At 36.6% G+C, this 17,374-nt stretch carries 18 protein-coding genes; 8 read left to right on the top strand and 10 right to left on the bottom strand.

Annotation, left to right across the window (positions count from 1 at the left end; translation table 11 throughout):
- Nucleotides 1–12: 12 nt before the first annotated feature.
- Nucleotides 13–1,044, bottom strand: a complete 1,032-nt coding sequence (locus U8519_RS09575) for a branched-chain amino acid aminotransferase (protein WP_334330104.1) — start codon at nt 1,042–1,044, stop codon at nt 13–15.
- Between the two features lie 165 nt (nt 1,045–1,209).
- On the opposite strand from U8519_RS09575, the gene U8519_RS09570 reads away from it, so the two are divergent.
- From U8519_RS09570 to U8519_RS09545, 6 genes are all read left to right on the top strand, one after another.
- The gene (locus tag U8519_RS09570; protein WP_334330103.1) at nt 1,210–2,175 is read left to right on the top strand and encodes a ketopantoate reductase family protein; all 966 of its coding nucleotides are present in this window, start codon (nt 1,210–1,212) and stop codon (nt 2,173–2,175) included.
- 187 nt (nt 2,176–2,362) lie between these two features.
- Nucleotides 2,363–3,331: an SIS domain-containing protein gene (locus U8519_RS09565; protein WP_334330102.1), complete on the top strand. Its 969-nt coding sequence runs from the start codon at nt 2,363–2,365 to the stop codon at nt 3,329–3,331.
- A gap of 23 nt (nt 3,332–3,354) precedes the next feature.
- Nucleotides 3,355–4,065, top strand: coding sequence for a GntR family transcriptional regulator (locus tag U8519_RS09560; RefSeq protein ID WP_334330101.1), 711 nt, complete (start codon nt 3,355–3,357; stop codon nt 4,063–4,065).
- A gap of 18 nt (nt 4,066–4,083) precedes the next feature.
- Nucleotides 4,084–4,551, top strand: coding sequence for a PTS sugar transporter subunit IIB (locus U8519_RS09555; RefSeq protein ID WP_334330100.1), 468 nt, complete (start codon nt 4,084–4,086; stop codon nt 4,549–4,551).
- Nucleotides 4,552–4,563: 12 nt separating this feature from the next.
- On the top strand, nt 4,564–5,337 hold the full coding sequence (locus U8519_RS09550) for a PTS mannose/fructose/sorbose/N-acetylgalactosamine transporter subunit IIC (RefSeq protein WP_334330099.1): 774 nt from the start codon (nt 4,564–4,566) through the stop codon (nt 5,335–5,337).
- Nucleotides 5,327–6,148 (top strand): PTS system mannose/fructose/sorbose family transporter subunit IID, encoded by an 822-nt coding sequence (locus tag U8519_RS09545; RefSeq protein ID WP_334330098.1) that lies wholly within the window; start codon nt 5,327–5,329, stop codon nt 6,146–6,148. Before U8519_RS09550 ends, U8519_RS09545 begins: the two co-directional genes overlap by 11 nt.
- A gap of 150 nt (nt 6,149–6,298) precedes the next feature.
- Here the strand turns inward: U8519_RS09545 and U8519_RS09540 are convergent, their stop codons facing one another.
- The 3 genes from U8519_RS09540 to U8519_RS09530 are packed head-to-tail and all read right to left on the bottom strand — an operon-like array spanning nt 6,299 to nt 9,925.
- Entirely contained in the window at nt 6,299–7,282 is a 984-nt protein-coding gene (locus U8519_RS09540; protein WP_334330097.1) for a LacI family DNA-binding transcriptional regulator, read from the bottom strand.
- Nucleotides 7,282–8,745: a UDP-glucose--hexose-1-phosphate uridylyltransferase gene (locus U8519_RS09535; protein WP_334330096.1), complete on the bottom strand. Its 1,464-nt coding sequence runs from the start codon at nt 8,743–8,745 to the stop codon at nt 7,282–7,284. The genes U8519_RS09540 and U8519_RS09535 overlap by 1 nt, the downstream gene beginning before the upstream one ends.
- 1 nt (nt 8,746) lies before the next feature.
- Complete coding sequence (locus U8519_RS09530) at nt 8,747–9,925, bottom strand: galactokinase (protein ID WP_334330095.1); 1,179 nt, start codon at nt 9,923–9,925, stop codon at nt 8,747–8,749.
- A gap of 202 nt (nt 9,926–10,127) precedes the next feature.
- On the opposite strand from U8519_RS09530, the gene U8519_RS09525 reads away from it, so the two are divergent.
- A complete protein-coding gene (locus tag U8519_RS09525; protein WP_334330094.1) occupies nt 10,128–10,994 on the top strand; it encodes a DegV family protein in 867 nt (288 codons plus the stop codon).
- 38 nt (nt 10,995–11,032) lie between these two features.
- On the opposite strand, the gene U8519_RS09520 is transcribed toward U8519_RS09525, so the two are convergent.
- On the bottom strand, nt 11,033–12,406 hold the full coding sequence (locus U8519_RS09520; RefSeq protein WP_334330093.1) for a DHA2 family efflux MFS transporter permease subunit: 1,374 nt from the start codon (nt 12,404–12,406) through the stop codon (nt 11,033–11,035).
- Nucleotides 12,407–12,557: 151 nt separating this feature from the next.
- On the opposite strand from U8519_RS09520, the gene U8519_RS09515 reads away from it, so the two are divergent.
- On the top strand, nt 12,558–13,079 hold the full coding sequence (locus tag U8519_RS09515; protein WP_334330092.1) for a GNAT family N-acetyltransferase: 522 nt from the start codon (nt 12,558–12,560) through the stop codon (nt 13,077–13,079).
- A gap of 157 nt (nt 13,080–13,236) precedes the next feature.
- Here the strand turns inward: U8519_RS09515 and U8519_RS09510 are convergent, their stop codons facing one another.
- The 5 genes from U8519_RS09510 to U8519_RS09490 form a co-directional block, all read right to left on the bottom strand.
- Complete coding sequence (locus U8519_RS09510) at nt 13,237–13,566, bottom strand: hypothetical protein (RefSeq protein ID WP_334330091.1); 330 nt, start codon at nt 13,564–13,566, stop codon at nt 13,237–13,239.
- An 88-nt stretch (nt 13,567–13,654) separates the two neighbouring features.
- Nucleotides 13,655–14,665 (bottom strand): aldo/keto reductase, encoded by a 1,011-nt coding sequence (locus U8519_RS09505; protein WP_334330090.1) that lies wholly within the window; start codon nt 14,663–14,665, stop codon nt 13,655–13,657.
- A 71-nt stretch (nt 14,666–14,736) separates the two neighbouring features.
- On the bottom strand, nt 14,737–15,642 hold the full coding sequence (locus U8519_RS09500) for an amidohydrolase family protein (protein WP_334330089.1): 906 nt from the start codon (nt 15,640–15,642) through the stop codon (nt 14,737–14,739).
- 4 nt (nt 15,643–15,646) lie between these two features.
- A complete protein-coding gene (locus U8519_RS09495) occupies nt 15,647–16,288 on the bottom strand; it encodes an SDR family oxidoreductase (RefSeq protein WP_334330088.1) in 642 nt (213 codons plus the stop codon).
- A 74-nt stretch (nt 16,289–16,362) separates the two neighbouring features.
- On the bottom strand, nt 16,363–17,292 hold the full coding sequence (locus U8519_RS09490; protein WP_334330087.1) for an aldo/keto reductase: 930 nt from the start codon (nt 17,290–17,292) through the stop codon (nt 16,363–16,365).
- Between the last annotated feature and the right edge of the window lie 82 nt (nt 17,293–17,374).

The raw sequence follows: 17,374 nt of genomic DNA, 5'->3' as shown, positions 1-17,374 counted from the left end.
TATCTATATTTATTATTCTACAGTTTGAATCCAGCCTTCAGGTGCTTCAACAGTACCGAATTGGATGCCTGTTAGTTCATCGTATAGTTTCTTAGTTACGGGGCCAACTTCTGTTTCACTATAGAATACATGCAAGTTGCCGTTGTGCTCCAATCCACCGATAGGTGAGATGACAGCTGCGGTACCACAAGCTCCAGCTTCCTTGAAACGGTCGAGTTGATCGATATAAACATCGCCTTCTTCGGTTCCTAGACCAAGACGGTTCTTAGCCAGCCACAATAGTGAATATTTAGTGATCGATGGAAGAATTGATGGTGATTTAGGAGTAACGAAGACATCATCTTTTGTGATACCGAAGAAATTAGCTGAGCCGACTTCCTCGATCTTTTTGTGATTTACAGGATCAAGATAGACACAGTCAGCAAATCCATCTTTGTGAGCATTTTCTCCTGGAAGAAGGGATGCGGCATAGTTACCACCAACTTTGGATTGACCAGTACCTTTGTGAGCAGCACGGTCATACTGTGAAGTAGTGAAGTTGACAGGAGTCATTCCACCTTTGAAGTAACTGCCGACAGGCATTGCAAAGACTGTAAAAGTATATTCTGGAGCAGCGTGGACACCGATAGTTGCTCCTGATCCAATCAGTAGAGGACGGATATAGAGAGTGCCGCCAGTACCGTATGGTGGGACAAAGTCAGCGTTGGCCTTGACTACTTGCTTAACAGCGTCGACAAATTTATCTTCGGGGAATACAGGCATTAGCAGTCTTTCAGCTGAATTCTTGAGACGAGCTGCGTTACGGTCGGGTCTAAACAGTTGAATCTTATTGTCGGGGGTACGGTAAGCCTTCATTCCTTCGAATGCGCCTTGACCATAATGTAGTACAACTGCTGCTTCGCTTAATGGAAGAGTACTGTTTTCAGTAAGACCGCCGTCTTGCCAGTCACCATCTTTCCAATGGGCCGTATATCGATAAGGTAAGTCCATATATTCAAATCCCAAATTATTCCAATTTAGCTTTGATGCATCTGCTTTTGCCATAAAAAATCGCTCCTTTATTAAAAAAATAAATTTTAAGTTAATTTGTATGATAGTGCTTGTATCAATGATAAGTCAACCTAATCTGAGAAAAAGATTAAAACTGTATTGACAATTATTACAAAATGTCTAATAATTGCCATTAATCAATAAATGGAGGCGTACACTATGAAATATGCAGTTTTAGGAGCAGGAGCAATGGGCCTGCGTTATGGAGTCTTACTACAACAAGCTGGTTTTCCAGTGGATTTTGTTGAAATCTGGGATGAACAGATCAATAAGATCAAAGAGCAGAATGGAGTTTTCGTATCCAGAGATGGAAAAGACAAACATCTAGTGCCCGTCAACATTTATTCTCCAGAAGATTATGAAGGTGATCCTGATGTTTGGATCGTCTTCACCAAGCAGATGCAATTAGAAGATGCTTTGAAACGTACTGCAAAAAGTTTCAAGGATCATCAGTATGTGGTCACACCTATGAATGGTATGGGACATATCGAAAAATTAAATAAGTATTTTAAACCTGAAAAAGTTATTGGTGGTACAGCTTTGATCGGGACCGTTTTGAATGCTGCTGGTGATGTTGATTTCATTGGTGCAGCAGGTGCTGGTAGTATGCATATGGCCAATCAGACTGAAAAGCCAGACGATACAACAAATCAAATTGTAGAAGAATTTACCAAGGCAAATCTGAATCCGACATTAACTACTAACTTTTTAGGTACATTGATGGCTAAGGTTATTTTTAATTCCGTCATCAATACCCTGTGTACAATGTTTGAGATTCAAATGGGTGAGTATATCCAAGGTGAGACCGCTGAAAAATTAGGACGACAACTTATCAATGAAGCATTTGATGTATGTGAACGTGCCAATATTAAACTGTTGAATACACGTGAAGAAGAATGGCAGACAATCAAGTATGTAAGTACAACAACTAATCCGCTGCACTTCCCATCAATGTATCAGGATATGTCAAAAGGTCGTCCGACTGAGGTTGACTATATCAACGGTTATATTTATGAATTAGGACTGAAGTATCATTACGAAGCAACAACACATGAATTTTTGAGAAATCTGGTTCATTTGTCAGAATTTGCTCGTGATTTTGATCCTAAGTCATTGGAAGCATAAAATTAATATATTAAATGCAAAAAGACAAATTATTTAAGAATTATCTTAAAGTAGTTTGTCTTTTTTTGTATTTGTAAATAAATATAAAAATATTATTGACAGCGCTAACTAAAAAGAATTATATTGTAAGTGAATTAAGACGTATTAAGACGTATTAAGACGTATTAGATTATAGGAGGGCTGTTCGATGAATATTAATGAATTTGGAAATGAGATTATTAAGAAGACTGATGGCAAGGTTGATAGCATTTATTTTGTAGCCTGTGGTGGATCACTAGTAGACATGTATGTTTCAAAATATTTTTTGGAAGCTGAATCTTCAAAAATTTCAACTGGACTATATCCAGCAAATGAATTTGATCACGTGGTTCCTAAGAAGTTGGGTAAAAAATCTATTGTCTTTGTTTGTTCACACAGTGGTAGTACACCAGAAAGTGTCAATGCAGCTAAGATTGCTCAAGAGCACGGAGCATTTACAGTTGGACTAACTTATAATCCTAAGGCAGATTTATTAAAATACTCTGATGAAAAAATAGTTTACGAATGGGGTAATGAAGAAGAAGTTGTCAATAATCCAATGGCAATTATGCTTAATTTGACAGCAATGATTTTAAATAGTGTTGAGAAATATGCTAATTTGGACAAAATGGAAGATGGATTTAAATTAATTGATACTGTTGTATCTAGAGCAATTGATCAAGTTCATGACAGAACAGTTGAATTTGCTAAGAAGTATCAGAACGAGAATATGTTTTACATTCTGGGAAGTGGTCCTTCATTTGGCCATGCATACGGATTTGCAATCTGTTCACTAATGGAAATGCAGTGGTTGAATGCTTCGGCAATTCATTCAGGTGAATATTTCCATGGTCCATTTGAAGTAACTGATAAGGACGTTCCATATATTGTTCTTGAAAGTCAGGGAAGAACTCGTCCATTGGATGAACGTGCTCTGAAGTTTTTAAATAAGTATGCTGGTAAAATTGAAGTTGTCGATGCTAAGGAACTAGGTCTTGATGTTATCGATGATTCAGTATCAGAATATTTCAGTCCAGTATTGTTCTATACAATTTTAAGTGAGTATAGAAAACAATTATCAATAATTCGCCAGCACCCACTGGATGTAAGAAGATACATGGGTAAGGTGGAGTATTAATCTAAATTTAGGAGATATAACACATGGTTCAACCTTTGTATATTCAAGTTATGCAAGACGTAAAGCAAAAAATAATTAATGGTGATTATAAAGTTGACGCACAGATTCCCAGTGAGCAAGAATTGTTAGCTCAATACAATGTCAGTCGCGTAACTCTGCGAAAAGCAATTGATGGATTAGTGATGGATAGATACCTTGAAAGAATTCAAGGCAAAGGTACTTTTGTAAAAAAACGACGAAAATTGAATAGATTGGTTGAATCAAAACGTGTTGAAGGATTTTCAGATGTTGCAAAACAAGGTGGGTTTGAACCAAGTACGGAAGTTCTAGATACCAGTGTTATTGAAGCAACTGAACAATTATCAGAGAAGTTGGCACTATCTGATAATGAGGAAAAAGTTATTTATATAAAAAGACTACGTTTAGCAGATAATGTTCCCATAATGATCGAGAATAATTATTTTAGTTTTAATAAATATGCTGGTCTTTTACAAGATGACTTAAAACGACCTTTATACGATATTCTAAAAAATCAATATCATGAAAGTGACTTTGATTCGCCTGATTCAACGCTTGGAGTAGTTTTAGCAAATGTTGAACAATCGAAATATCTTGATTGTTCTGTTGGTTTTCCACTATTTGAATTGAAAACATTGATCACTGACAGTGAAGGTGTCCCAATTCATTATGGAGAACATTATATCGTTTCAGATCGTTATCAATTTAAGATTTAAAGAGAGGATGTTTAAGAAATGATTCTAAATTTAAGAGTTGATCACCGGTTGTTGCACGGACAAGTTGCGTTATCTTGGGTAGGTTTTTTAGGTGCAAATTGTATATTGGTTGCAAATGATGACGTTGTTAAAAGTAATTTACGTAAAGCCACAATGAAAATGGCAAAACCAAATGGCGTTAAATTAGTTATGAAAAATATTGATGATAGTATTGAAGCCTTAAATAAGGGAGTTACTGATAAGTACAAATTGTTTATTGTTGTTGAGAATATCAATGATGCATATAGGTTAATTAATGGAACTAATAATAAAATCCAAATTTTAAATTTAGGTGGAACGGATAAGAATGATGACAGTGAAGAATTGTCTGCCGCAGTTTTTGTTGATGATAGTGATAAAAAGCAGCTAAAAGAATTGCAAAATGATGGTGTAGATGTGACTATTCAACAAGTTCCTTCTGAAGCTAAAAAAGAACTTAGTTTGTAGGGGGATGAGAATATGTTATTAAAGACGATTCTTATAGGAATAGTTTCCTTTATTGGTTATGGCGAATATTTCTTAACCGGTCGTGGACAAGTTTCTCGTCCCATTGTTATGGGTCCATTGACAGGATTAGTATTGGGAGATTTAAAAACTGGTATTATCATTGGTGCTAGTTTGGAATTGGCTTATATTGGAGTGCAAGAGGTTGGAGCTTCTATTCCACAAGACATGGTTTCTTCAGGTGTTTTAGGGACTGCATTTGCAATCAGTACTGGAAAAGGAATTTCAGCAGCTTTAACATTTGGATTGCCTATTTCAATGTTAATTTTAATTGTTCAAAATTTAGCTTATGTTTTTATTTGTCCCTTATATGTAGCTAAGTGTGATGATTATGCCAAAAAAGGTGAGGCTGATAAATTAAGTAGAATGTCGTTTTGGGGTGGAACAATTGTTAATTTTGTACCCTCGATGATATTGATCATGTTGGCATATTACTTTGGCAATGGTTTTTCAAAAACAATTGTTGCAATGATTCCACAGTTTGTTCAAGACGGACTAGTTGTAGCTAGTGGGTTATTACCAGCTTTTGGTTTTGCAATGTTACTTCAAGCAATATTAAAAAAAGAAATCGTACCGTATTTTATTATTGGTTTTTTGATCACTAGTTATTTAAAGGTTCCAATTATTGGTGTTTCTTTATTTGGACTAGCAGTAATTTTGATCATGTATTATCAAGAAAAGAAAAATGCTTTAAATATGGTTTCTCAGGAGGATGACGATGACTTCTAGTACAAGTACAGATATGAAAAAAGTATTGAATCAAACCTTCTGGCGTACATTTACAATGGGTTCTTCATGGGAATATACAAAACAAATGGCTACAGGATATTGTTATGCGATGATTCCGGCGTTAAAGAAAATTTATCATGATAACAGTGACGGAATGTCCAAAGCAATGCAACGTCATATGGAATTCTTTAATATAACTAATGTCTTTGCACCGTTGGTTTTGGGTACATCTATTGCTATGGAACAAAAAAATGCTGAATCGGATGATTTTGATACTAGTCTAATTAACAATATTAAAGTTAGTTTGATGGGACCTTTGTCAGCAATTGGAGACTCTTTGATAATGTCTACCTTTAGAATTGTTGCCACTGGTATAGCCATTTCATTTGCGATGCAAGGTAATATATTAGGCCCAATTTTATTTTTAGCTATCTATAATATTCCATGTACAATTTTACGTTATTATGGATTAAAATTAGGATACGAAAAAGGAACAGACTTACTGGAAAATATAAGTGATAGTAATTTGATTCAAAATATTTCTGAGAAAGCATCTATCTTAGGAATGTTTGTAATTGGATCAATGACTGCCAGTCTAGTAGTACTTAATTCACCTGTGAAATTCGGTGTTGGAAAGTCTGCAGTAAAATTGACGTCAGTGTTTAATCAAATACTTCCTAATTCATTACCATTATTATTTACAATATTCATTTATTGGTTACTAAAGAAGCATGTTAAAATTGGATACATTTTGTTGATAATTATCGGCTTTAGTATTTTAGGAACTGGATTTAAATTTTTAAGTGCATAATTAAGTTATTAAATTACAAAAAGGGTGTACGCATGAAAAATCATGCATACACCCTTTTATAATTCTAATATATAGAACAACAAACTAGACGGAGGTTGAAAGTGAAAAAGCCAGCAGCAGGCTTATTTCACTTTTGACCGGAGTCGACAATTATTTGCACGTACTATCTCTAATAACCAACTCAGTAGATAATTCCAATTTATAAGGGACATGATGTTCATTAGTCAATAAATCATACAATAACTGAACTGCAGCGGCACCCATCTGCACAGTTGCCACCGAAACAGAACTTAATTCTGGATTAACGTATTTAGCCACAGAAGTATTGTTATAACTAAAGATTTGCACATCGTCTGGAACTGAAATATTTGTTTCCTGCAGAGCTTGTAAAGCTCCGGCTGACATTGGGTCATTAGAAATGAAAAACGCTTTAGGGAGCTTATCTAGTTGCCTAATTGCCAACTTCATCTGTTCATAACCAGATTTCTTTGAGAAATCTCCTTTGAAAGTATAATCCAGATTGAATAATTCTTTTTGCTTCAAATAATTCTTGTAACAATCAAAACGTTTATCAGGGATAACTCGTAAGTTGTCGGTTGATCTCTCTTCACCATAGATAATGCCAATCTCTTTGATTCCTTGCTTCAAAAAGAAATCCAATGAGTTTTGAACACCATATTGAAAATCAGTCAGAACGGTATCAAATTTGTTTTCGAATTGATCATCGTCGATAAAGACGATATTTTTAGAATATTTTTTCATATTATCCACTTGCTCAGAGCTGAATTTACCAACGGCGATTATTCCATCAATATCACCTTCAATGGTTTGAAAATCATTATTGAAGACGCGGACGACATCAAAATTAAAACGTTGGATCTGTTTCTCGATACCTTCACGGATCATCATGTAATAAATATCATCTTGTTCTTGTGATTCTGAATACCATTGCACAAGTGCCACTCGAATTTGATTTTTGCGACTAGCTTTGGAATAGTTCAACTCTTCTGCTATTTTAATGATTTTTGCTCTAGTAGCATCAGTGACCGATAGAGTTAGATCATTATTTAATACTCTAGATACGGTTGCGGGTGAAACGGAGGCCTTTTTTGCAATGTCACGAATTGTAGCCATTATTTCACCTCATTTAGATTTTTTATGAATTTGTCAAAGGCTTGTCGACCTTGCTCATCCCATTTGTAGACTCCAGCGTTTTCTAGAACGTGTGAGAAGACCAGACCAGCTTCTTGATCAACGATATCTTCGACATTTTTTTCATTGAACTCGTATTTGTCTTTTAGACTGTCTGCCCATGCTTTGTGGTAGGCAGCCATTTGGTTATCTTCGTTTAATAAATATTTTTCCACTTCGACTAATTCTGTCTTCAAGCGGGCTGGTAAAATAGCTCTGCCCATAACCTCGATCAAACCGATATTTTCTTTTTTGATGTGTTGATATTGCTTGTGTGGATGGAAGATACCATCAGGATATTTGGCGGAAGTTTGATTGTCTCTAAGAACAATATCTAGAACGTACTTGTCATCTTTGCGATAGGCGATCGGAGTTACTGTGTGATGTCTGACACCGTCAGTATAGGCACGAATATCGACACTTTCGTCGGAGTAGCTTTGCCAATTATTATGGATCAAAGTTGCGGCAGCGACTAGGTCCTCCGGTTGATCGCTGATCAGTCGAATATCTGATAGGGGCCATTTCACAATTCCAGCTGTAACATTTTTAATCGGTAGATCGATTTTTTTGATGATCGGTGCTTTCATCATAGGGAAGACGTGACGTCCACCTTGATAGTGGTCGTGCGATAGCATTGAACCACCAACTATCGGTAGATCAGCGTTACTACCGACAAAATATTGTGGAAATTGTCTGATGATCTCTAGCAGGTTGCTGAAGGTATGTTGATTGATAACCATTGGTCGGTGAATGTGTGAAAGGAAGATAGCATGTTCCTTGAAGTATGCGTATGGTGAATATTGGAAGCCCCAAGTTTCTCCACCTAACATGAAGCGAATGATTCGATGATTACTTCTAGCAGGATATCCTAGTCGACCTAAGTAGCCTTCATTTTCCATGCACAATTGACATTTGGGATAACCTTTTTGAATCTGACTGCCCGCGGCTGCGATTGCCTTAGGATCTTTTTCAGGCTTTGATAGGTTGATGGTTATTTCTAAATCTCCGTAATCAGTTGGAGTTTTATAAGAAATATTTTTGGCAATTGCCTGCGTTTTTATGTAGTCATTTTTACAACTTAATTCATAAAAATAGTTTGTTGCAGTTTCAGGACTTGATTGATACAGATTCCAGAACTTTTGGTTTATGTATGATGGACTAGGTGTGTATAGATCCATTAATTGATCACTCAATATTTCTTTTTCAGTAGGATCGTCAGTGATTTTTTTATTACGAATTGCGGTTTGTATCAGCGCATCACGGGTTGCTAAGAGATTCTTGCCGTTGATGTCACAATTGTCACCAACCAAGGCTCGAACACGATTGATCAAATATATCTTATCTAATTCTTGATAATTGTTGTCGGCATTAATAATCGCGTCAATAAACTTATCAATAGCACTCATATTATTTTTCCACCTTTGATAATTCTTTTGGTCCGTCGGAGATTTCAGCAATATAGAAATCAGCATCATAACCAATGATTTGTTTATAAGTTTCTCCGACATTTTGTTTGAAGTTTTCGACTTGGTCTTTTTCGACGATAGCAATGGCACAGCCACCGAAACCGGCTCCCGTCATCCGTGCTCCTAAAACACCAGGTTGTTGCCAAGCTGTTTCTACTAATGTATCTAGTTCTTGTCCAGTAACGGCGTAATCGTAATGCAAGGATACGTGTGAAGCGTTGACTAACTTACCGAAGCTGACCAAATCATTTTGATTTAATTTTTTAATAGCACGAAGGGTACGTTGATTTTCGAAGACAGCATGACGAGCACGACGAATCAATGTATCATCGTTGATCAAATAGGCATTCTGATCGAATTCATCGATAGTCAGATCTCCCAGTGACTTAATATTTAGTTTAGTCTGTAATCTTTCCAACGCCTCTTCACATTCACTGCGACGTTCATTGTATTTCGAATCAGCCAGTTCACGACGCTTATTAGTATTCATAATTACGATGACGTGATCGCCTAATTCAACAGGTGCGTATTGGTAGTTCATCGTGTTAGTATCGAGTAGAATTGCTTGATCCTTTTTGCCCATACCTACGGCAAATTGATCCATGATTCCTGAATTGACACCGATATAATTGTTTTCATCTTCTTGACCAACTTTGACTAGATCCAATTGATCGATTCCTAATTCAAAGACAGTATTCAAAATAGTTCCCATTAATAATTCGATTGAGGCAGAAGAAGATAGTCCAGCACCATCGGGAAGATTACCGTGAATAAATAAATTAAATCCATGATTGAATGAATAACCGTGCTTGGTAAGGTAATACATAATTCCACGAGGATAGTTGGCCCAATCGTCAGCTTTTTTATACTCTAGATCATTAGTCTTGAAACTAACGATACCCTGATCAGGAAAATTAGCAGAGTACAATTGAACGGTATCGTCAGCACGTGTTCCATATGCGGCGTATGTTCCCAAGCTGATGGCACAGGGAAAAACATTTCCACCATTATAGTCGGTATGTTCACCGATTAAGTTGATACGGCCGGGTGAAAAGAATAGTCTCTCGGCATCGTTATTAAATATGTTCTTATAATCTGATAGTAAGTTATCTGTATTCATAATTTTTCTCCATATTTAGTAAATGTTTACTAGTAAATAATAACCTCTTTTTAGATATACGGCAACTTATATTGAGTAAACATATAGTAAACAGAATTTTCTAGTTAGGTAGCGAACCATTTGGTAATAGAAATATATGACAATTATGTTATGATTTAATCAATACTTTCATTTAATTTTGAAGGAAAAAAGAGGACGAGTTATGCCAACGGCGATTGTGACGGATACGGCTTCATATTTGACACCCGAACAAATTAAAGAATTTAATATCGTGGTGTTGCCTATTACGGTTATTTTAGGAAACAAACAATATAAAGAAACTGAAGAACTAGGTCTAGATAAGTTCTATGACTATTTAAATACTGAAGATGAATTACCTACTACAGCGCAAGTTTCCATGGGTCAAATTGAGGAAGCCTATGACAACTTGGTTGCTAAAGGATATGACAAGATAATTTCGATTCATCTATCTAGTGGAATTACATCATTCATGGATAATCTACGAATGTTTTGTAAGACATACGATAAAGCAAAGACTTTTCCATTTGACTCATTAGTTGCCAGTGCGGGCGAGGCCAATTTGGTTCTGCTAGCTGGTAAGTTAGTTAAGGAAGGCCAAGAACCTGAAGAGATCATGCCTAAGTTATTGAAGTTGCGCGATACGATGGAAGTTCGCTTCGCGGTAGATGATTTGAAACACTTGATGCGTACAGGACGTTTAAGCAATAGATCAGCAGTGATCGGTAATTTGTTGAATATCAAACCAATGCTTACTTTTGATGAGGAAGGTAAGATCATTGCAATTGGTAAAGAGCGAACAATGAAGCGTGTCTTCAAATTGATGTGTGAAAAAATTCAGAATACATTGGATAATGTTGATTACAAAGTACATGCAACGGTCATCGACGCTAATAATCAAGAATTGTCTGATGCTTGGACTAAAGAATTGCACGAAAAATTTCCACAAATTAGAGTTACTCAAAGTTCCTTGGGACCTGCAATCAGTGTTCATACTGGTGAGAAGACAATGGGAATCATCTGGCAAGAGGATTGGCAAACAATTGAATAATACTTATAACAAAAGACGACCTAAAAAGGTCGCCTTTTTTACTGGTTATTTTTGGAAACAAGCCAATGGGTCATTATTAAGCAAACGATAATCATCCCTAATGATACAACGAAGCCAACTTTGATACCGACCAATTCACTGACTAGATAGTTGCCGGGATGGGCGCGTGTTGACATGCTGATGATACCAACTAGTAGTGCGGTTCCAAATGACGCTGCCACTTGCCTTAATGTGTTATAAGTTGCGACGCCATCAGGCAGTATATCGTGAGGAATAGATGATAATGCTTGAGTTTGAATAGGGATCAAAACTTGACATAATCCCATTTGGCGAATGGTTTGGCCAAGTGTGACTACCAGAATCGATGTGGATAAGGTGGTAAATGACTGTAAGCCAGTACCAATACAGTCGACGATCAACCCCGATATGACCAAACGTCTGACTCCAAAACGGTCATATAGGCGGCCACTGATCGGTGACATGATAGCTGTAAAAGTAGCTCCAGGCAGGACTACTAATCCAGACTGCAAGGCGCTGTAGTGCATAACGTTTTGAACGAGGATCGGAATAATAATGGAATTACTGTACATGGTAACCATTAGAATCATATTTATGACGACGGCAACATTGTATTGCTTGTAGTTAAAAATCTTGAAATTAATGAATGGGGATTCAGCATGCTGCTGAGTTAAAACAAATAAAGTCAAAATAATTAATCCTACTAGAGTAGAGCCGCCAATATCAAAGGTAAAGAAATTCGTAGTACCGATGTTAGATAAGCCATATAGTAGGAATAACAGTCCCAAACTTGAAAGAATCAGGCCTTTAGTATTGAATTTTAGTTTTGTTTCTTTATGATTGTTTTGCAAGAATACGATCGATAAAAGAATATTTATAGCTGTAAACGGGATGACTAGAATGAATAAGTATCGCCAAGATAAGACTGATAAGACAAATCCAGATAAGGTTGGACCGACTACTGGGGCAAAATTAAAAGCCAGACCAATAATTCCCATAACTTTACCTTGATCTTGTCGATCGGCAGCATTCATTGCCATAACATTGACTAAGGGCATCATTACTCCAGCACCGATAGCTTGAATCATTCTGCCAGTGATCAAGAAGACGTATTGTTGTGATAGTGCTCCAAAGATTGTTCCTAATAGAAAAATTGTTGAAAAGAACAAATAGAGATTTTTAAAAGAAAATTTCTTGAGTAAAAAAGCACTCGTTGGAATCATAATGGCATTGACTAGGATGTAGCCGTTAGTTAGCCACTGACCCATTGAAGTGGTGATTGAGAATGTCTTCATGATCGAAGGCAGAGCTGTACTCATTAAGGTCGAACTTAATACTCCGAAGAAACTTCCAATGGTAACGATGGCTAGCGATAATTTAGCCCGTTTGTTCATACAAATTACACTTCCTCAATAATTGTTAAAAATACGACATTTCCTATCATCGGTTTATTAAGAGATTTTGTCAACTCAAGCTGGAATTGACTTTGGTCGCAGTTAGCTTATTATTAGATTTATTGAAATTAGATCTGGGGAAGTGGAATTTATGTTTAATGTTTTTGTAAGAAAAGCTCAAGTTAGTGAATTGGAGCAGATCATTAAAGTAATCAACGATGCTAAAAGATTGATCAAAGGCACTGGCAGTCCGCAGTGGCAGGATGGACAACCTAGTCGTGAAGTTTTGGAAGAAGATTTGAAGTTAGGCCGCGGATATGTATTGATCGTTAATGGTGATTTAGTCGGCTATACTTGTTTGATGCAAACAAACGACCCTCATTATGCAGTGATTCAAGATGGTAGTTGGAACAATACTACTGACAAATATGCGACTTTACATCGTGTTGCTATTTGTGATGGCTATCGTGGCAAGCATTTGAGTGACTTCTTGATGTCTAACATGTTTTCGATCGGCTATGAACTGGGTTTTAGAAACTTTCGGATCGATACGCATGAAATGAATAAGGGAATGCAACACGTCTCTGAAAAGGCTGGATTCAAATATCGTGGAATTATTTACGTTGGTCCCAAGGACGATGACCGTCGAGTAGCTTATGAATTGAATATGTAAAGAGGGCGTGGCAAAACACGTATAATTTCTGAGTATAACCGAAAAGGATCTGACATTTATGTCAGATCCTTTTTTGTTAAACAAAAGAAATTGTGTTTTAACACGTGTTTACGCTGCAAATTAATACAGTTACCGAGTTATGTCACAACCTCTTTTTCTATTTTGGTTCCACCAAGACGATCAACCGTTTGACCAACTCGATAATTCGTTGACTATCGGCCGCAATTTCGTCTTTTGGACGATTGTTTACGATCGTGTGAGTAACTTGTAACAAGCCGACTGAGTCAGTGTCGTCGTTAAACTTGGCAATCGGCAAGTCAATTTGATGGTCATACATTGGAATTTGGCCTGCTGTCACGTCAATGATTTTACTACCTTCAGGCATACTCAAAATATAATTTTTGATTCGTTGCAAACTAAATTGATCTTGATAAAAATCATAGATAACGCCCAATTCACTCATGATATATTTAATTTCGTTATTCATTTGTCGTTGCCCCTCTTAAAATATCTCTACATTAGTAGTATCACGCAACTAACCTGGAGTTGACAAGCAGAAGTCCCGAAATCTTTAATTATCTTCTATAGTCGTTTGCGTCAGCCTTAGTGAATGGTCCGACTAAATTGTGTGGTAGGTAAGGTTCTTCAAGAAAATCAATGTCTTCTTTAGTTAGATTGACGTCTAGTGCATCAACGGCATCTACTAAGTGAGACTTTTTAGTTGCACCAACTATTGGAGCGGTAACTTGTGGTTTTTGCAATAACCAAGCAAGTGCTACTTGAGCACGCTTGATGCCGTATTTGTCAGCAATCTTTCCGACTCTTTGAACGATAGGTTCATCTTGCTCTTCTGTTGAATCGTATTTTGAACGAGCAACTTTATCTGTTTCATAACGTTTAGTCGTGGCAGACCAATCTCTGGCCAAACGTCCAGATGCTAAGGGACTGTATGGTGTGACGGCAATATTTTGATCTTCACACAAAGGCATCATTTCACGTTCTTCTTCACGATATAGTAAATTGAGATGATTTTGCATCGAGACGAATTCAGTCCAACCATGTTCTTTGGCAATGGCTTGAGCTTTTTCAAATTGCCAAGCAAACATTGCTGAAGCACCGATATATCTAGCTTTGCCGGATTTTACAACATCATGTAAGGCTTCCATTGTTTCCTCGATAGGTGTGTTGTAATCCCAGCGATGAATGATATAGAGGTCAACGTAATCAGTTTGAAGATGCTCAAGACTTTTGTCGATTTGACTCATGATGGCTTTGCGTGACAATCCGGCATAATTCGGCTTTTGTTCAGGTGTGAAAAATACCTTTGTGGCTAAAACAATTTCATCTCTGTCAGCATACTTTTTTAAAGCGTCTCCGACAAATTTTTCACTGTCTCCATGAGAATAGATATTAGCGGTATCAATAAAATTGATGCCTAAATCCAAAGCGGTCTTGATAACGTTTTGACTTTTTTCTTCATCAATAGCCCATGGGAACATTCCAGTTGAAGCATTACCGAATCCCATAGTACCAAGAGCAATTCGTGATACATCTAAACCAGTATTACCAAATTTTGTATATTTCATAAGTTATTATCTTCTTTCTTTAAAGCAAAAAATCCCTTCATATTTGATTTGCTCAAATGCGAAGGGATTCTTTAGTTTAAGATATTTTTTAAGTTCTTTGAATAAATCAAATCCCTTTGATCTGCGGTGATATTCATATTATCGATTGCAGATACAATTTCGTTAGTGGCTCCAAAGGGTAGTATGCCAAAGGGAGCATCAGTTCCAAACAATACGTGATCGATTCCAAAAAAGTCGCTGGTTAATTCTAGTGCCTTGGTATTGCCAAGTATAGCAGTATCGACATAGAACTTTTTGAAATCGTTGTATTCAATTTCAGACATCGTATATCTGATTCTTCCTGAGAAGAAGGGAATCATTGCACCGGCGTGGTGAACGATAATTTTTAAATTAGGATATTTTTGGAAGTATCCTTTTTTGACCAAGTTGTACATTGCTTGAGTCAATTCATATTCCCAACTGAAGGTAATGTTGTTGTCGTTACGAGATTCGTCAAAGACTGGGTGCAGCCAAATCGGTAGATTTAATTCACTTAACTTGGCAAAAATCGGTTCATATTCACTGGATGTAATAGGTTTATTCAAGGCTCTGGTAAATAATTGCACACCAATCAGTTCATCCTTTGTGGAAACTTGTTCTTCGATTATTTTTATTGCCTCATCAACTGAATTCATAGGTAACATCGCTACCGCAGATACGAAGATGTCGTTATCCTTTACCATAGAAATCAGTTCGTCATTTGCATTACGGCATAACTCGACTGACGTTTTGTCATCAACGTAGTCTTCAGGATTTAAGTTCACATTGGAAATAACTTGTTTAACATCAGGGGCTAAGCCAGCTTTTCTTTTTTTAATATCAGTCAGTACGTTATTTTGCAAATAAGGGTTTTTAGCTAGTAAGTTATCATCGAATTGTTTCATTTGTTGAAAGAACTCATTGGGTAATACATGAGCGAATACATCAATTTTTGTCATTTGATTAGATCCATTCTGGTTTGTCACCGTCAGTATTTGGTTTATTTAATCCTACACTTTCATTGATGTGTTTGGTAGGATCATTTAATAACTTCATGACGAAGTCAGCAATACTTTTACGTGAAACTTCGGTACCTTTAAATGTTTCACCTTTTTGAGTTGTTTCATAATTTATTTCGTCCTTGTTGGACATCCAAGCTGGACGAATTATCGTGTAGTCAGTATTTGAGGCTTCAATTAGTTTGGCAGATTCTCTGAAACCTGGTAAGTATGCAGCGATGGCTTGCTCGTTCCATTCTCCAAATTTACCGGGAACTTCATGGTAGGCACCAAGTGAGCTGATAAAGATCAAACGTTTTTTACCAGCTTGTTTCATAGCGTTGAGAAGACTTTTTGTTTGGTTTGCCAAGTCAGTTCCACCAACGTTGGAGTAGACGATATCCACTCCGTTCATTGCTTTTACTAGAGAGTCGGTATCAAGCATGTCACCTTCAACCAATTCTACACGGTCGTTATCCTTATATTGATTTAATCGATCACTGTTTCTTAAGTACAAAACTAGTGAATTATCTGTTTCATTAAGTACACGATCAGTGACGATTCTTGCTGTTTGACCGTGTGCACCAACGATTAAAATTTTAGTCATTAAATAATTCCTCCTTTCGATGATTTACATCATATACCTTGAAGTTAACTTTAAAGCAATAACAAATTGCAAAATTATTTCATTGGTTTTTCCCATGAACCTTTTGTTTCAACATTTGTTGCCGCAGCAAGTGTTTCAAGACGGTTGATCTCGTCTGAAGTCAACTTGATAGAAGCAGCTTGCTTAGTTTGAGCAATATATTTTTCCTTAGTTACACCGATGATAGGTAGAGTGTTCTTGTTGATTGCCCAAGCTTCAGCAATTTGTGCTGCAGAAGCATTGTATCTTTGACCAATTTTTGTTAACTCATTAGTGAGGCTCTCTAATTCTGGTAACATCTTGTTGTATTTGTCAGCACGAGAACTGCCTGCTGGTAGTGGATTCTTAGTATTGTATTTGCCACTCAATGCACCTTGTTCAAGAACCATATATGAGAAGAAGTCAATATTGTTTTCATTGCAGTAATCAATGATGCCTGCTTCTTCAGATGAACGATATAATAAGCTGTAATGATTCTGAACTGCTGAAATACTAATATTTTCAGCGTTGAGAATTTCGTTAGCTCGTTTGATTTCATCAAGATTATGATTTGAAACACCAACACGTTTGATCTTGCCACTCTTTACTAAAGGAATAAGTTGTGGAGTCCATTTTTCGACATCAGCAGGATTATGGATCCAATAAATATCGATATAATCTGTGTGTAGACGTTTAAGACTGCCTTCAAGCATATTTGCCATAGCATTCTCGCTGTCGTCAGCAATTTGTGGTGTGAATTTTGTTGATAATAAGTAATCTTTGCGGTCATAGTCTTTTAATAGATCACCGACAAAGGTTTCTGAGGCTCCCATACCGTATACGGCAGCTGTATCCCAGAGATTTAAGTCGTTGTTCATAGCTGTATCAACTACTGGTTTTAGGTCGTTTGTTGTCAGTGGATCTCCGAAAACATCTTCTGAACCCCAGGCCCATGTTCCTAATGCTACTGATGGTAATTCTGTCATATATAAAACTCCTTCGATTAATTAGTTTGATAATTTAATAAGTACATCATAATTCAGTAGAATACTGATGTACAATACTTAT

The sequence above is a fragment of the Companilactobacillus sp. HBUAS59699 genome, assembly GCF_036913575.1.
Taxonomy (GTDB): Bacteria; Bacillota; Bacilli; order Lactobacillales; family Lactobacillaceae; genus Companilactobacillus.
This window is presented reverse-complemented; position numbering and strand designations above follow the sequence as displayed.

What these genes read in the sequence shown, in the direction of transcription:
- U8519_RS09520 (WP_334330093.1), bottom strand. Translation starts at nt 12,406, where the DNA reads ATGAACAAACGGGCTAAATTATCGCTAGCCATCGTTACCATTGGAAGT.
- U8519_RS09575 (WP_334330104.1), bottom strand. Translation starts at nt 1,044, where the DNA reads ATGGCAAAAGCAGATGCATCAAAGCTAAATTGGAATAATTTGGGATTT.
- U8519_RS09540 (WP_334330097.1), bottom strand. Translation starts at nt 7,282, where the DNA reads ATGGCTACAATTCGTGACATTGCAAAAAAGGCCTCCGTTTCACCCGCA.
- U8519_RS09545 (WP_334330098.1), top strand. Translation starts at nt 5,327, where the DNA reads ATGACTTCTAGTACAAGTACAGATATGAAAAAAGTATTGAATCAAACC.
- U8519_RS09525 (WP_334330094.1), top strand. Translation starts at nt 10,128, where the DNA reads ATGCCAACGGCGATTGTGACGGATACGGCTTCATATTTGACACCCGAA.
- U8519_RS09490 (WP_334330087.1), bottom strand. Translation starts at nt 17,292, where the DNA reads ATGACAGAATTACCATCAGTAGCATTAGGAACATGGGCCTGGGGTTCA.
- U8519_RS09570 (WP_334330103.1), top strand. Translation starts at nt 1,210, where the DNA reads ATGAAATATGCAGTTTTAGGAGCAGGAGCAATGGGCCTGCGTTATGGA.
- U8519_RS09510 (WP_334330091.1), bottom strand. Translation starts at nt 13,566, where the DNA reads ATGAATAACGAAATTAAATATATCATGAGTGAATTGGGCGTTATCTAT.
- U8519_RS09515 (WP_334330092.1), top strand. Translation starts at nt 12,558, where the DNA reads ATGTTTAATGTTTTTGTAAGAAAAGCTCAAGTTAGTGAATTGGAGCAG.
- U8519_RS09560 (WP_334330101.1), top strand. Translation starts at nt 3,355, where the DNA reads ATGGTTCAACCTTTGTATATTCAAGTTATGCAAGACGTAAAGCAAAAA.
- U8519_RS09500 (WP_334330089.1), bottom strand. Translation starts at nt 15,642, where the DNA reads ATGACAAAAATTGATGTATTCGCTCATGTATTACCCAATGAGTTCTTT.
- U8519_RS09550 (WP_334330099.1), top strand. Translation starts at nt 4,564, where the DNA reads ATGTTATTAAAGACGATTCTTATAGGAATAGTTTCCTTTATTGGTTAT.
- U8519_RS09535 (WP_334330096.1), bottom strand. Translation starts at nt 8,745, where the DNA reads ATGAGTGCTATTGATAAGTTTATTGACGCGATTATTAATGCCGACAAC.
- U8519_RS09495 (WP_334330088.1), bottom strand. Translation starts at nt 16,288, where the DNA reads ATGACTAAAATTTTAATCGTTGGTGCACACGGTCAAACAGCAAGAATC.
- U8519_RS09530 (WP_334330095.1), bottom strand. Translation starts at nt 9,925, where the DNA reads ATGAATACAGATAACTTACTATCAGATTATAAGAACATATTTAATAAC.
- U8519_RS09505 (WP_334330090.1), bottom strand. Translation starts at nt 14,665, where the DNA reads ATGAAATATACAAAATTTGGTAATACTGGTTTAGATGTATCACGAATT.
- U8519_RS09555 (WP_334330100.1), top strand. Translation starts at nt 4,084, where the DNA reads ATGATTCTAAATTTAAGAGTTGATCACCGGTTGTTGCACGGACAAGTT.
- U8519_RS09565 (WP_334330102.1), top strand. Translation starts at nt 2,363, where the DNA reads ATGAATATTAATGAATTTGGAAATGAGATTATTAAGAAGACTGATGGC.